Here is a 13,848-nt window from a genome sequence, read left to right as displayed (position 1 = left end):
CCGCGTTAGCCGCGCCCCAGTGCCAGCGGGGCGCGCTGGGACGTCGCCAGTTTGAATACCGCCAGCGCTTCGCCGAGCTGGGTGGTCTGGTCGGTCAGCGATTCTGCCGCGGCCGCCGCTTGTTCAACCAGCGCCGAATTTTGCTGGGTCATCTCGTCCATGCTGACGATGGCCCGGCCGATGTCTTCGATGCCGGAACTCTGCTCCAGGCTGGCGGCACTGATCTCGACCATGATATCGGCCACCTTGCGCACCGACTCGACGATCTGCCCCATGGTCAGGCCGGCGGCGTCGACCAGCGCCGTGCCGGCGTTGACCTTGGCTACCGAATCGCCGATCAGTGCCTTGATTTCCTTGGCCGCGCCGGCGCTGCGCTGGGCCAGGTTGCGCACTTCCGCCGCCACCACCGCGAAGCCGCGTCCCTGTTTGCCGGCGCGCGCCGCTTCCACCGCCGCGTTGAGCGCCAGGATGTTGGTCTGGAAGGCGATGCCGTCGATCACGGCAATGATGTCGACGATTTTTTTGGCCGAGGCGTTAATGTCGCCCATCGTGGTGACCACGCCGCTGACGACCTGGCCGCCGCGGGTGGCGATGCTGGAGGCGTCAATCACCAGCTGGTTGGCCATGCTGGCGTTGCCGGCATTCTGGCGCACGGTACCGGTGAGCACCTCGATCGCGCGCGAAGTCTGGTCCAGGCTGGCCGCTTGCGATTCGGTGCGGCTGGCAAGGTCGGCATTGCCGCTGGCAATTTCCGAGCTGGCGGCCTGGATCGTCTCGGCCGACAGCTTGATTTCGGCCACCATGGTGCCGAGCTTGGCGCGCATGTCGCGCAGCGCCGCCAGCAGGCTGGCACGGTCGTTCGGCTCGGTCACGATCATCATCGACAGGTCGCCGTCAGCGACCGCGCGGGCAATCTGGCGCGCATACTCCGGCTCACCGCCGAGTTGCTGCCAGATGGCCCGTACGACAAAAAACGACACCAGCGCCAGGCTGGCGACGACGATCAGCGCGGTGAGCACGGTCGCGCTCAGAACCTTGCGCACGCTCGCTTCGCTATTGGCGATGCCGGCCTTGAACTGCTGCTGCGCCGCTTCATTGGTCTTGGCCAGGTCTTGGTTGAGCGTGACCAGCGCCGTTTGCATGCGCCCCACGGTTGCCTGGGCATCGCCCGCTTCCATTTCCAGCATGATGCGGGCAGCCGACAGCGCCGGCGCGTAGTAGGCGTCGAATTCCTTCGTCAGGCGCGCGCCGTTGGCGGCCTGGCCGTCGATGGCGCTGAATGCGGCCAGCTTGGCGCGCAGCTTGCCGGCCTGTTCGCCGACCTGGACGATGCGCGCCTTGTCGCCTTCGCTGACGGCGTCGCGTAACGCATCGGCCACGGCGCCGACGTCGAGGGCGATCGTCTTGGCGCCGTCGAGCACCGGATAGTCGACCTGTCCGGTGGTGTGGATCGAATCGAGCGCGCTCGTTGCGATGACCGCGCTGGCGGCCACGCCGAGACTGAAGATGATGGTCGAGATGACCGGCAATGACCAAATCCTGTGCTTGATTTTCATTGTGTTTCCTGATGTGAAAAGGGCCTGCTATGCCGCGAAGCGGCAGGGCAGGCCTGATAGGGCGCTTGGCGCGGTCGGCTTACGGCGCCGTCAAGACCGCCTTGACGGTGGCGTCGACGGCGGCTTTCTCGATGTAGCCGATGGCTTTCGGATCGGCCGCAACGGCCTTTTTCACGTCCGCGCTGCCGGCGACTTCCTTCGGCAGCGTCGCCTTGCCCGTAAACACCAGCTTGGACCACAGCGCCTTGGCCTGGGAGGCTTCCTTGTCGGCCACTTTCTTGTAGAACTCGTTGCGCACGGCCGAGCCGTCAGGCTGGTCGATCGGCGTCATGGCTGTCGATTTGCCGAGGAAAAATTGCGCAATCTGGTCATTGGTCATGCTGGCGGCCGGGCTTTTGGCGCCGACCACGGCAACCACTTCGGCAAACGATGGGGCAGCGGCAACGAGCAGGCCGGTAACCAGGGCAGTTGTAATCAAAATTTTCATAGGGGTCCTTAAAATACGAAGTCAAGCGCAACTGCGCCAACGGTGACAGGACCAGTGAAGCCTGGCGCCGCGCGCAACAAGGAGCCGGCATTGCCGCGTGGACGCACGCGGTCGATCTGCGCCTTCAGCGCCACCGAGCGATACAAGTCCCAGCGCACGCCGATCGTGTCGGTGCTCTGGTTGATCGGAGTATTCAAGATGTTGACGCCGGCCGACAGCGCTCGCAGTGTCGGGGTGCAGGCGGCCGGGTAGCCGGCCGGGCAAGCCGCCGGCACGGTGTTGGCGACGTTGCCGGCGGACCTGGTGTCGGCATGGCTATAGTAGGGCAGGAATTTGCCGATACGGTAGCCGGCCATCGCGTACCAGGAATTGGTGTCGTTGACATAGCTGTCGGTCTTGCGCTTGGTATATTCGGCCTGCACCAGCACACTGTTCCAGTCGAGTCCGAGCCCGGCCGAAGTGAACGACGCCTTCTTCTTTGTCACCGACAAGGCGTCGGCCAGCGGCGCCAGTTGGGCGATGCGGTAACCGGCACCGGTGGCGCGCAGCGCTCCCAGCAGCGAGTTCAGGCTGGACGAATCTTGCAGGTCGAGGGTGCCGTCGGCGCGGCCGAGGCGCAGCGTCAGCGGGCCACGTTCGGCCATCAGGTTGAGCGCGGTTATCGCGGTAATGTGCATGTGCAGCGGCGCGCTGCTGTTGGCGCTGATCCGGTTGCTGGTGCGTCCGAACGCCAGCTGGGCCGACAAGGTGGTGTCGCCAACATTTTGCTGCCAGGTGGCGTCGATGCCGTCGATCGAGTTGATAGGTACTTGCGAATACACTTCCGACGGCGGGCGCAGCATCGTATTGGCGTAGCCGACGTCGCGGTAGTCGGAGATCATGAACACTGGCAAGCCCATGCGGCCGACCCGGACCGACAGGTTGTCGGACAGCTTGGCCTTGACGAACGCCCACGCCAGTTCGGCGCCGTAGTCGTCTTCCGCATCCTTGCGCACCAGGCCCTGGGCGGTGGCCGACAGCCAAGCGTTGATGCCGACGTTCGCTTGCACGCCGAAGTTCGAGTCGACGCCGGTGCGGGCGGTCTTGCCGGCGCCGGAAGACTGGTTGGGACGGGCAAACTCGGCCTTGTCGGTATCGGTAAACGTCAACGCCGCGGTGCCGAAGCCGCTGATGGTGACGACCGGTGCGCCGCTGGTATCCTGGGCATAGGCGCAAGAGAGCGCCAGCGGCAGGGTCAGGAGGGAAGCAATAATACGTTTATGCGTGGGGGAAGCCTTGGCGGCAGCGCCGCGTGGTGGAGGAAAAAATCGGAGGGGCGCGCCGGCATTGTCCGGGCCGGCGCGAAGTCATCTAACAATTGTATCGAAGCAACAACACTTCCCGCAAGAATATTGTCACAATGTGTTGTTATTAGCGCAATCTAGCGATTTTGCGTTGTTCGTTGGAAACCTCGATCGGCGGGCGATTTGCCGCGCTAGCCGTTCCACCAGTGCGAAGTGGTGCCGGCAACGGGCAGCCGGGCTTGCACCGCCTGGTGGATGATGCCGGCCGCCAGCGCCTGTTCGGCGTCGAAAATGCGGGCGTTGCCAAACAGGTGATTGCGAATCTGGTCCGGCGCCAGGCTGTCGCAAGTTGCTTCCTCAAAAATGGTGGCGTAGCGTTCGGCGTCGAAATCGAGGCATTCGCGCCATTCGGTGACGCGCGAATGGTCGGCGGCGACCAGGTCGCCAAAGCCCCAGTGCAGCGGGTGGACCAGGAAGCGGGTGCCGGGGCAGGCATAACGCTTCTGGCCGGCCAGGAAAATCACCACGCCGACCGACTCGACGCTGCCGATATTATGGGTGGTCAAGGGCAGCGGCAGCGACTTGAGGAAGAAGTACAGCGCGAAGCCGGCGGTCATGTTGCCGCCCTCGGTGGACAGGTGCAACTCGATTTCACTGGCGCCGCTTTGCAGCGCCTGCAGGCACAGGTTGCGGATGGTGCAGGCCGAACTGTGATTGATCGGCCCGATGAAGTGAACAATGTGCAAGGCCATGTGCTCTCCAGGCGCTCAGTTGCGCTCAGTTGCGTTCAGTTACGCTCAGTTGCATCAACAATAGCATCATCGGGCCACGGTCCACGGTCCATGCAAGCAGGCGCAAATTCAGCTGCCGCGATAGGTCGAATACGACCATGGCGTCACCACCAGCGGCACATGATAGTTCTGCTCGACCGAAGCGATGCCGAACGCGATGGTGACCTGGTCGACAAAGCGCGGCTCGGGCAGGACCACGCCTTCGGCGGCGAAATAATCGCCGGCGGCAAATACCAGTTCGTACTTGCCGATTTGCATCGCGTCGCCTTCGAGCAGCGGCGCGCTGCAGCGTCCGTCCGCGTTGGTGACGTCGGTCTTGAGCAGGGTACGCCCGTTCGGCTCGATGGCAAACAGCGCAAGGCGCACGCCAGCGCCGGGTTTGCCCTGGGTCGTGTCGAGCACGTGGGTACTGAGTTTTCCCATTCGGTTTCCTTGGTTGTCGGGGGTGGACCAGCAAATCGCGCAGATCATCACTTTACCTGTTGCGAACATTATATGATGGGAAATTGTCCTTCCATCCAGCGGCGCCCTGATGAACACCTACGATAACTACCCGCGCGACCTGATCGGCTACGGCCGCAATCCGCCTCATCCGGCCTGGCCCGGGCAGGCACGGATCGCGTTGCAATTCGTCCTCAACTACGAAGAAGGCGGCGAAAACAGCGTACTGCATGGCGACGCCGCGTCCGAAACGTTTTTGTCCGAAATCATCGGCGGCGCTGCCTTTCCGATGCGCCACATGAGCATGGAGTCGCTGTACGAGTACGGTTCGCGCGCGGGCCTGTGGCGGGTGCTGCGCCTGTTCGAGGAGCGCAAGCTGCCTTTGACCGTGTTCGGCGTGGCGATGGCGCTCAAGCGCAATCCCGAGGCGGTGGCGGCGTTTCGCGAGCTGGGCCACGAGATCGCCTGCCACGGCCTGAAATGGATCTCGTACCAGCACATCGACGAGGCGACCGAGCGCGCCCACATGGCCGAAGCGGTGCACATCATGCGCGAACTGACCGGCTTTGCTCCGCTCGGCTGGTACACCGGGCGCGATTCGCCAAATACCCGCCGCCTCGTCGTCGAGCACGGCGGCTTTGCCTACGACGCCGACAATTATGGCGACGACCTGCCGTTCTGGGACCCGGTTGCGGTGCAAGGCACCGTCAGGGCGCAGCTGGTCGTGCCTTATACCCTCGATACCAATGACATGCGCTTCGCCGCCATGCAGGGTTTTAATTGCGGCACCCAGTTCTTCGATTACCTCAAGGATGCCTTTGACGTGCTGTACGCCGAAGGCGATCCGGCCGGCCAAAACCAGCCGAAGATGTTGTCGATCGGCTTGCATTGTCGCATCATCGGCCGGCCGGGCAGGGCTGCCGCGCTGGCGCGTTTTCTCGATTATGTGGCACGGCACGACAAGGTGTGGGTCGCGCGCAGGATCGACATCGCCGAGCACTGGCGCGCGGTTCATCCTGCCCCCACCCCCTTTAGTATGGAAAATAAGGTATAACCAACATCATCGATTCGGTATAACCTAGCGTGCCCGTGGTGTTAACCTATCAAGCTGTCAAGCTGGGAGAAAACCGAGGCAAGCATGTCAGAACCGATCCGTTTTTATTATCAAGGCAAGGTCCACGAGCTCGCCGACATCGCGCCAACCCGCACCGTGCTGCAGTATTTGCGCGAGGACCTGCATTGCACCGGCACCAAGGAAGGTTGCGCCGAAGGCGACTGCGGCGCCTGCATGGTGGTCATCGGTTCGCTGGAAAACGGCGAGCTGGCGCTAAAGGCCGTCAATTCCTGCATCCAGTTCGCCGCTACGCTCGACGGCCGCGCGCTGTTCTCGGTGGAAGACATACAGCAAGCCGATCGCCTGCTGCACCCGGTGCAGCAGGCGATGGTCGAATGCCACGGCTCCCAGTGCGGGTTCTGCACGCCCGGCTTCGTCATGTCGCTGTGGGCCATGTACCTGACACAGGACGGCAGGCAGCCGAGCCGCTGCCAGATCGACGACGCCCTGTCCGGCAACCTGTGCCGCTGCACCGGTTACCGCCCGATCATCGACGCCGCGCGCCGCATGGGCGAATTGCCGCCCGTCGGGTTCGACCGTGCCGCCCTTGCGGCCCAGCTGGCGGCATTGAAGCGTGATGCGATGGCCACTTACCGCGCCGGCGGCCACAGCTTTTTCGCCCCGCGCACCATCGACGAACTGGTGCGGGTGCGCGCCGAACATCCGCAGGCGCTGTTGCTGGCCGGCTCGACCGACGTCGGCCTGTGGGTCACCAAGCAGCTGCGCCAGATCGGCGACATCATTTATATCGGCCACGTCGATGCGCTCAAGACCATCACGCAAGCTTCCGGCACGATCGGGATCGGCGCCGGCGCCACGCTCGACGACGCCTACCGGGCAGTGTGCGAGCACTACCCGGCGCAGCTGTCCGAGATGTGGCGGCGCTTCGCATCGAGGCCGATCCGTAACGCCGGCACCCTGGGCGGCAACGTCGCCAACGGCTCGCCGATCGGCGACTCGATGCCGTGGTTGATCGCGCTCGGCGCCGAACTGGTGCTGCGGGGGGCCAGCGGCACGCGCGCCATGCCGCTGGAAGATTTTTACCTCGGCTACCAGCAAAAGGATGTAAGGCCGGGCGAGTTCGTGCAGGCGGTGCGGGTGCCCATGCCGCGCGCCGGCGTGCAGTTCCGTGCATATAAATTGGCCAAGCGCTTCGACCAGGATATCTCGGCGGTGTGCGCGGCGTTCGCGTTTCGTTTCGACGGCGAGGGTAAATGTGACCTGATTGCCGATGCCCGCATCGCCTTCGGCGGCATGGCGGCGACGCCGCAACGCGCCGCCCGCACCGAAGCGCTGCTGATTGGCCGCCAATGGAGCGAAGCGACGCTGAAACAAGCGATGGCGATGCTGGCCGAGGATGTCGCGCCGCTGTCCGACATGCGCGCCTCCAGCGCCTACCGCCTGAAGGCCGCGCAAAACCTGCTGCGCCGTTTCTGGTTCGAGACGCGCGCCGACCAGCCGTTGACTGCGAATGAAGTCAACGTGTTCGCCGCCCGCGCTGAAGGAGAGAGCGCATGAACGACGCCGGCGTCCCAGGATTGAAAGAAGCCGCATGGAAGGCCGTCGGCGTCCCGCGCGCCCATGAATCGGCCGCGCTGCACGTGCTCGGCCAGGCCACCTACACCGATGACATCCCGGAAGTGCAGGGCACCTTGCACGGCGCCCTCGGGCTGTCGTCGAAGCCGCACGCGCGCATCGTCGCGACGGATTTTTCAAGGGTAGCCGCCGCCGCCGGCGTGGTGAACGTGTTCGCCGCCAGCGACATCCCCGGCCTGAACGACTGCGGCCCGATCATCCACGACGACCCGATTTTCGCCGACGGCGTCGTCATGTACGTCGGCCAGCCGATGTTTATCGTTGTCGCCACCACCCACGACCAGGCGCGCCGCGCCGCCCGCCTGGCTGACATCGTCTACGAAGACCTGCCGGCGATCCTGACGCCGCAGGCGGCCAAGGCAGCGCAGTCGTACGTGCTGCCGCCGATGCGGTTGACGCGCGGCGATTACCGCCAGGCGTACGAAGCTGCGCCCCATTTTGTCAAAGGCGAACTGTACGTCGGTGGCCAGGAGCAGTTTTACCTGGAAGGCCAGATCGCCTACGCGGTGCCGCAGGAAGACAAGGGCATGCTGGTGCTGTGCTCGACCCAGCACCCGAGCGAGATGCAGCATGTCGTCGCCCACGCGCTCGGCGTCCACTCGCATAACATCGTCGTCGAATGCCGGCGCATGGGCGGCGGCTTCGGCGGCAAGGAATCGCAGTCGGCACTGTGGTGCGCGGCGGCGGCGATCGCGGCGGCGAAACTGAAACGTCCGGTCAAGCTGCGCGCCGACCGCGACGACGACATGCTCGTCACCGGCAAACGCCACTGCTTTCATTACGAATACGAGGTCGGCTACGCCGCGGATGGCCGTATCCTCGCCGCCAAGGTCGACATGGTGACCCGCGCCGGCTACTCGGCCGACCTGTCGGGGCCGGTCGCCACGCGCGCGGTCTGCCACTTCGACAACACGTATTATCTGTCGGATGTCGACATCCGCGCCGCCTGCGGCAAGACCAACACCCAGTCGAACACCGCTTTTCGCGGCTTCGGCGGACCGCAGGGCGCGATCGCCATCGAATACGTGATCGACGACATCGCCCGCAAGCTCGGGCGCGACCCGCTCGACATCCGCCGCCTCAATTTTTACGGCAAGGAAGGTGAGGGCCGCAACGTCACGCCGTACGGCCAGGTAGTCGTCGACAACGTCATCGACGCACTGGCGGCGGAACTCGAAGCATCGAGCGACTACCGCGCCCGCCGCGAAGCGATTACCGCCTTCAACCGCGCCAGCCCGGTGCTCAAGAAAGGTCTCGCGCTCACGCCGGTAAAATTTGGCATCGCCTTCAACGTCACCCACCTGAACCAGGCCGGCGCCCTGGTCCACGTCTACGTCGACGGCTCTATCCTGGTCAACCACGGCGGCACCGAAATGGGGCAGGGCATCAACACCAAGGTGATGCAGGTGGTGGCCCACGAACTGGGCGTCGACATGGCCAACGTGCGCGCCACCGCGACCGACACCAGCAAGGTGGCCAATACCTCGGCCACGGCGGCGTCGACTGGCGCCGACCTGAACGGCAAGGCGGCGCAGGATGCGGCGCGCCAGATCCGCAACCGCCTGGCCGCCTACGCCGTCAAGCTGTATGGCGGCGACATCGAGGCGGTGTGCTTCGCGGCCGACACGGTGTTCGTCAACGGCCGCCAGGTGCGCTTCCCGGAGCTGGTGCAAAAGGCATACCTGGCGCGCGTGCAGCTGTGGTCCGACGGCTTTTATGCGACCCCTGGCCTGCACTGGGATCCAAAAACCATGAGCGGCAATCCGTTTTCCTATTTTGCCTACGGCGCAGCTGTTTCTGAAGTCGTCGTCGATACCCTTACCGGCGAATCGAAGCTGCTGCGCGCCGACGTGCTGTACGACGCCGGCCGCTCGCTCAACCCGGCGATCGACATCGGCCAGGTCGAGGGCGCTTTTATCCAGGGCATGGGCTGGCTCACCACCGAAGAGTTGTGGTGGAACAGCGCCGGCAAGTTGATGACGCATGCGCCGTCGACCTACAAGATTCCCGCCGTGTCGGACTGCCCGCAAGACTTCCGCGTCAAACTGTACGACAACGCCAACGTCGCCGACAACATTCACCGCTCGAAAGCGGTGGGCGAGCCGCCGCTGCTGCTGGCGTTCTCGGTTTTTTTCGCTATCCGCGACGCCGTCTCAGCGGTCGGTGATCACAAGGTCAACCCGCCGCTCAATGCGCCGGCGACCTGCGAAGAAATCCTCAAGTCGATCGCCGCCGTTGAAGGGGCGATTGGTGGAGCCGCATGATGGACGAATGGACCCTGGCGGCGCGCGAACCGGCGGTGCTGGTGACGGTCGCCATCGTCGAAGGCTCCGGTCCGCGCGAGCCGGGCGCGCGCATGGTAGTGGCCGCAGCCGCACTGGCCGGCACGGTCGGCGGCGGCCACCTCGAATGGCGCGCCATCGGCATCGGCCGCGCCATGCTGCTTGACGCGCGCGCGCGCCACTTCGAACGCTTCGCGCTCGGTCCCAGCCTGGGCCAGTGCTGCGGCGGGGTGGTGCACCTGGCGTTCGAACTGGTGGAGCCGCAACAGGCGCGGATGCTGGCCGGGCGCCGCACTATTGATACCTGGCGCCTGGCCGCGCTGGATGGCGCGCCCGACAGCGCATTGTTCGACGGCGCCGGCGGGCAGCTCGCCGGCGCGCCAGTACCCGTCTTTACGCGCACCCGCGGCGCCCACGTCATGCAGGAACAGGATGGCCGCCGCTGGCTGGTGGCGCCGGTGGCGGCGCCGCGCGCTCACCTGGTGCTGTTCGGCGCCGGCCATGTCGGCGCCGCCGTTGTGCGTGCGATGGCCGACCTGCCTTGCACCATCACCTGGGTCGACGAGCGCGACGACATGTTCCCGCGTGACGTTCCGGCCAACGTCAGCATCGAAGCGACCGATGCGCTCGAATCGATGGTGGCGGATGCGCCGCCAGGGGCCAGCTACCTGGTCATGACCCACAGCCACGCGCTCGACCAGCGCCTGGCCGAAGCCATCCTCGCGCGCGGTGACGTCGGCTGGTTCGGCCTGATCGGCTCGAACACCAAGCGCCAGCAGTTCGAACACCGGCTGCGCGCGCGCGGTTTCGATTGCGCCCGCATCGAGGCGATGGCGTGCCCGATCGGCCTGGCCGGCATCACCAGCAAGGAGCCGGCCGTGATCGCCGCCTCGGTGTGCGCACAATTGTTGATTTTATGGGAAGCTGGCTGCCGCGCCGACGCCGGCGCACCTTTGATGCGGCTGGTAGGCTCTGCATGACTGTATTGGGAAAGTATCTTTGATGTCGATAGCAACACCGCTTCACCTGCGCGCTTACCGAGCCAGCTTGCTGCATTTTCACGCCGACCCGGCGTTCGCCGAACATGCCTATTGCTGGCATGAGGACGGCTTGCTGCTGGTCGACGGCGACAAGATCCACGCCGCCGGCGACTATGCACAATTGGCTCCACTGCTGGCCGAAGGGACGAACGTCGTCGATTACCGCGGCAAGCTGATCATGCCCGGCTTCATCGACACCCACCTGCATTTCCCGCAGACCGACATGATCGCCTCGCCCGCGCCGGGTCTGTTGCCGTGGCTGGAAACGTACACGTTCCCGACCGAGCGCCAGTTCGCCGATCCGGCACACGGACGCGAGGTGGCCGAGTTCTTCCTCGACGAGCTGCTGCGCTGCGGCACCACCACCGCGATGGTCTACTGCACCGTGCACAAGGAGTCGGTCGACGCTTTTTTTGAGGCCAGCGAGGCGCGCGGCTTGCGCATGGTCGCCGGCAAGATCCTGATGGACCGCAACTGCCCCGACTTTCTCGCCGATACCGCCGAGGGCGGGGCGCGTGACAGCGAAGATCTGATCAAAAAATGGCACAAGCACGGCCGCTCGCTGTACGCCATCACGCCGCGCTTCGCACCGACGTCGACCGACACCCAGCTGCGCCTGGCCGGCGAACTGGCGCAAGCCTATCCGGATACGTTCATCCAGACCCACGTGTCGGAAAACCCGGACGAATGCCGCTGGGTCCAGTCGCTGTTCCCGGCCTCGCGCAGCTATCTCGACGTGTACGACAGTGTCGGCCTGCTGCGCCAGCGCACGATGCTGGGCCACTGCATCTGGTTCGATGAGCGCGACTTCGCGCGCATGGCCGAGAGCGGGGCCGCGGTGGCGGTCTGCCCGACCTCCAACCTGTTCTTGGGCAGCGGCCTGTTCGACTTCGAAGGCGCCGACGCCGCTTCGGTGACGCTGTCGCTGGCGTCCGACGTCGGCGCCGGCACCTCGTTCTCGATGTTCCACACAATGAACGAAGCGTACAAGGTGGCGCGCATGAAGGGCAGCTACCTGCCGGCGGCGCGCATGTTTTATTTGGCCACCCTGGGCGCGGCGCGCAGCATGCGCCTGGAAGGGTCGATCGGCAATTTCACGCCCGGCCTTGAAGCTGACTTCATCGTCGTCGACTTGCAGGCGACGCCGCTGCTGGCGCGCCGCAGCGCCGAGTGCAACAACCTCGAAGAACTGCTGTTCGCACTGGCGCTGCTGGGCGACGACCGCGCCATCGGCGCTACCTATTCAGGTGGACGGCTGGTGCACCAGCGGGCGGGGATGACCTAAGCCAGTAACCCGGGGGTCAGTTCCGACATTCGTAACCCGGGGGTCAGTTCCGACATTCTAACCCGGGGGTCAGTTCCGACATTCGGACACGGACTGGTCAGTAACCCGGGGGGCAGTTCCGACATTCGGACACTGACCCCGGGGGAGACTCGTAAAAGGGAGTCTAATGTTGGGCTCGTGTCCGAATGTCGGAACTGACCCCGGGGGAGCTGATTGCCATCGAAAGGCTGCCGGAACACAGTGGCGCTATAACTCTGGCCTATAAAAAAGTTCTAATAAGCAACACCTTATCGCTCTGCCGCTCGATATTGCAAACCTGCCATGAAGCCTATACAGTAGCGCGCAACAGCCCGGCACCCATTTATCGAGAGCATCGAATGCACAAGACACGCTACAGCGTCACCGTTTCCCTGGCCCTGGCCCTGGCCAGCTTGGCTGGCACCGCCGACGCCAAAGGCCCCGCGCCAAAGGGCAACGAAGCGGCCACGGCGCGCTATTTCGCCGCGCTGCTCGGCGGCCACGGTCGCGGCCAGGGCGACGAACCGCAACTGGCCGAACTGACGATGTTTTTCTCGCAGATGCCGAAAGGCGCCGACCTGCACCATCATTATTCGGGCTCGTTGTACGCCGAGCAGTACGTGGAATTTCTCGACAAGCAGGGCTACTGCGTCAACAAGCTGAGTTACCGCGTGGTGACCGACAAGGCGGTCATCGACGCCGAGCGCGCCTTGGCGCCGGCAGCCCGCACCTGCCTGTCGTCGAGCGAACTGGTGGCCGACGATTTTACTTACCGCGAACTGCTGCAGCGCTGGTCGAGCAAGGATTTTGATAACCACGGCGCGATCCAGCCGCCGCCGGATCGCCAGTTCTTCCAGACCTTCGGCTTTTTCGGCCCAGTCTCGAACGCCAATTTCAATGACGGCCTGCAAACGCTCAAGGCGCGCGCCATTGCCGAGAACGTCAGCTACATCGAAACCATGTTCAAGTTGGCGCCCTTCGTGGCGGACGCCGGCTTCGATGCGAAGGCCTGGCAACAGGGCCAGGACGACGCCGGCTTTACCGCGCTGATGCGCAGCCAGCTGGCCCAGTTAGAGGGCGACGCCGGCTTCAACCGCGGCGTAACCGACTACGTGGCGAAAATCGCCGCCGCCGCGGCCGGCATCGACGACGCCGACTTCACCATGCGTTACCACGCCTACGTGCTGCGCCTGCTGGCGCCGTCGCAGGTGTTTTCGTCGATGGTGGCCGGCTTCAAGGCAGCCGGCCAGAGCGAGCTGATCGTCGGCGTCAACATCGTCGGCCAAGAAAGCCAGGCCGTGTCGATGCGCGACTACACCTTGCACATGAAAATGTTCGGCTTCTTGAAAAGCCGCTACCCAACAGTGAAAGTCGCGCTGCATGCCGGCGAACTGGCGCTCGGCGACGTGCCACCCGAGGGGCTGAAGTTCCACATCGACCAGGCCGTCAACCTGGCTGGCGCCGATCGCATCGGCCATGGCCTCGACCTGGCCCACGAATCGAACGCGCTCGGCCTGATGAAGACAATGCGCGAGTTCGGCATCCCGGTCGAAGTCAACCTGACCAGCAACGGCTTCATCAACGGCGTGCGCGGCGCCAACCATCCGGTCACCCTGTACCGCAAGCATGGCGTGCCGTTTGTGCTGTCGACCGACGACGCCGGTGTTACGCGCCACGACTTGTCGAACGAATACGTGCTGTTTGCCAGCCGCTATCGGCCGGACTATGCCGAAGTGAAGAAGCTGTCGTACAACGGCGTGCGCTATGCCTTCCTGCCAAATGCGCAAAAACAACGGTTGACGAAGCAGCTGGATGGGCGTTTCAGCCGCTTCGAGGCGCAGATTGCGGCGCTGGCCGCCGCGCCGGCCGCACGCAAAGCCGCGGTCCACGCGGCGCACTGATTACCCTGCTACAGGGAATGAGCCGGCGTCTTTACGCCGGTGCCCATTGTCGAC

11 protein-coding genes are annotated in these 13,848 nt (G+C 64.6%); 6 read left to right on the top strand and 5 right to left on the bottom strand.

Annotated features, from left to right (window positions below):
- Positions 1–5 precede the first annotated feature (5 nt).
- The 5 genes from CR103_RS02685 to uraH all read right to left on the bottom strand — a co-directional run bounded on the left by CR103_RS02685 (position 6) and on the right by uraH (position 4,540).
- Complete coding sequence (locus CR103_RS02685) at positions 6–1,556, bottom strand: methyl-accepting chemotaxis protein (RefSeq protein ID WP_099914468.1); 1,551 nt, start codon at positions 1,554–1,556, stop codon at positions 6–8.
- A 79-nt stretch (positions 1,557–1,635) separates the two neighbouring features.
- A complete protein-coding gene (locus tag CR103_RS02680) occupies positions 1,636–2,043 on the bottom strand; it encodes a type 2 periplasmic-binding domain-containing protein (RefSeq protein ID WP_099914467.1) in 408 nt (135 codons plus the stop codon).
- 8 nt (positions 2,044–2,051) lie between these two features.
- Complete coding sequence (locus CR103_RS02675; protein WP_502510104.1) at positions 2,052–3,269, bottom strand: porin; 1,218 nt, start codon at positions 3,267–3,269, stop codon at positions 2,052–2,054.
- A 248-nt stretch (positions 3,270–3,517) separates the two neighbouring features.
- Positions 3,518–4,078, bottom strand: coding sequence for a ClpP family protease (locus CR103_RS02670; protein WP_099914465.1), 561 nt, complete (start codon positions 4,076–4,078; stop codon positions 3,518–3,520).
- 108 nt (positions 4,079–4,186) lie between these two features.
- On the bottom strand, positions 4,187–4,540 hold the full coding sequence (uraH, locus tag CR103_RS02665) for a hydroxyisourate hydrolase (RefSeq protein ID WP_099914464.1): 354 nt from the start codon (positions 4,538–4,540) through the stop codon (positions 4,187–4,189).
- Positions 4,541–4,649: 109 nt separating this feature from the next.
- Here uraH and puuE point away from each other — a divergent pair, with 109 nt between their 5' ends.
- The 6 genes from puuE to CR103_RS02635 all read left to right on the top strand — a co-directional run bounded on the left by puuE (position 4,650) and on the right by CR103_RS02635 (position 13,794).
- On the top strand, positions 4,650–5,612 hold the full coding sequence (puuE, locus tag CR103_RS02660) for an allantoinase PuuE (protein WP_099914463.1): 963 nt from the start codon (positions 4,650–4,652) through the stop codon (positions 5,610–5,612).
- Positions 5,613–5,696: 84 nt separating this feature from the next.
- Entirely contained in the window at positions 5,697–7,190 is a 1,494-nt protein-coding gene (gene xdhA / locus CR103_RS02655) for a xanthine dehydrogenase small subunit (protein ID WP_099914462.1), read from the top strand.
- A complete protein-coding gene (gene xdhB / locus CR103_RS02650) occupies positions 7,187–9,532 on the top strand; it encodes a xanthine dehydrogenase molybdopterin binding subunit (protein WP_099914461.1) in 2,346 nt (781 codons plus the stop codon). The genes xdhA and xdhB overlap by 4 nt, the downstream gene beginning before the upstream one ends.
- Positions 9,532–10,530, top strand: coding sequence for a xanthine dehydrogenase accessory protein XdhC (gene xdhC / locus CR103_RS02645; protein ID WP_099914460.1), 999 nt, complete (start codon positions 9,532–9,534; stop codon positions 10,528–10,530). The genes xdhB and xdhC overlap by 1 nt, the downstream gene beginning before the upstream one ends.
- A gap of 22 nt (positions 10,531–10,552) precedes the next feature.
- Positions 10,553–11,875 carry a guanine deaminase gene (gene guaD / locus CR103_RS02640; RefSeq protein WP_099914459.1) on the top strand — a complete coding sequence of 441 codons (1,323 nt, stop codon included), beginning with the start codon at positions 10,553–10,555 and terminating at the stop codon, positions 11,873–11,875.
- A 377-nt stretch (positions 11,876–12,252) separates the two neighbouring features.
- Positions 12,253–13,794, top strand: a complete 1,542-nt coding sequence (locus CR103_RS02635) for an amidohydrolase family protein (RefSeq protein WP_099914458.1) — start codon at positions 12,253–12,255, stop codon at positions 13,792–13,794.
- Positions 13,795–13,848 lie beyond the last annotated feature (54 nt).

It is taken from the genome of Massilia psychrophila (genome assembly GCF_002760665.1).
GTDB lineage: Bacteria > Pseudomonadota > Gammaproteobacteria > Burkholderiales > Burkholderiaceae_D > JAFCUW01.
This window is presented reverse-complemented; position numbering and strand designations above follow the sequence as displayed.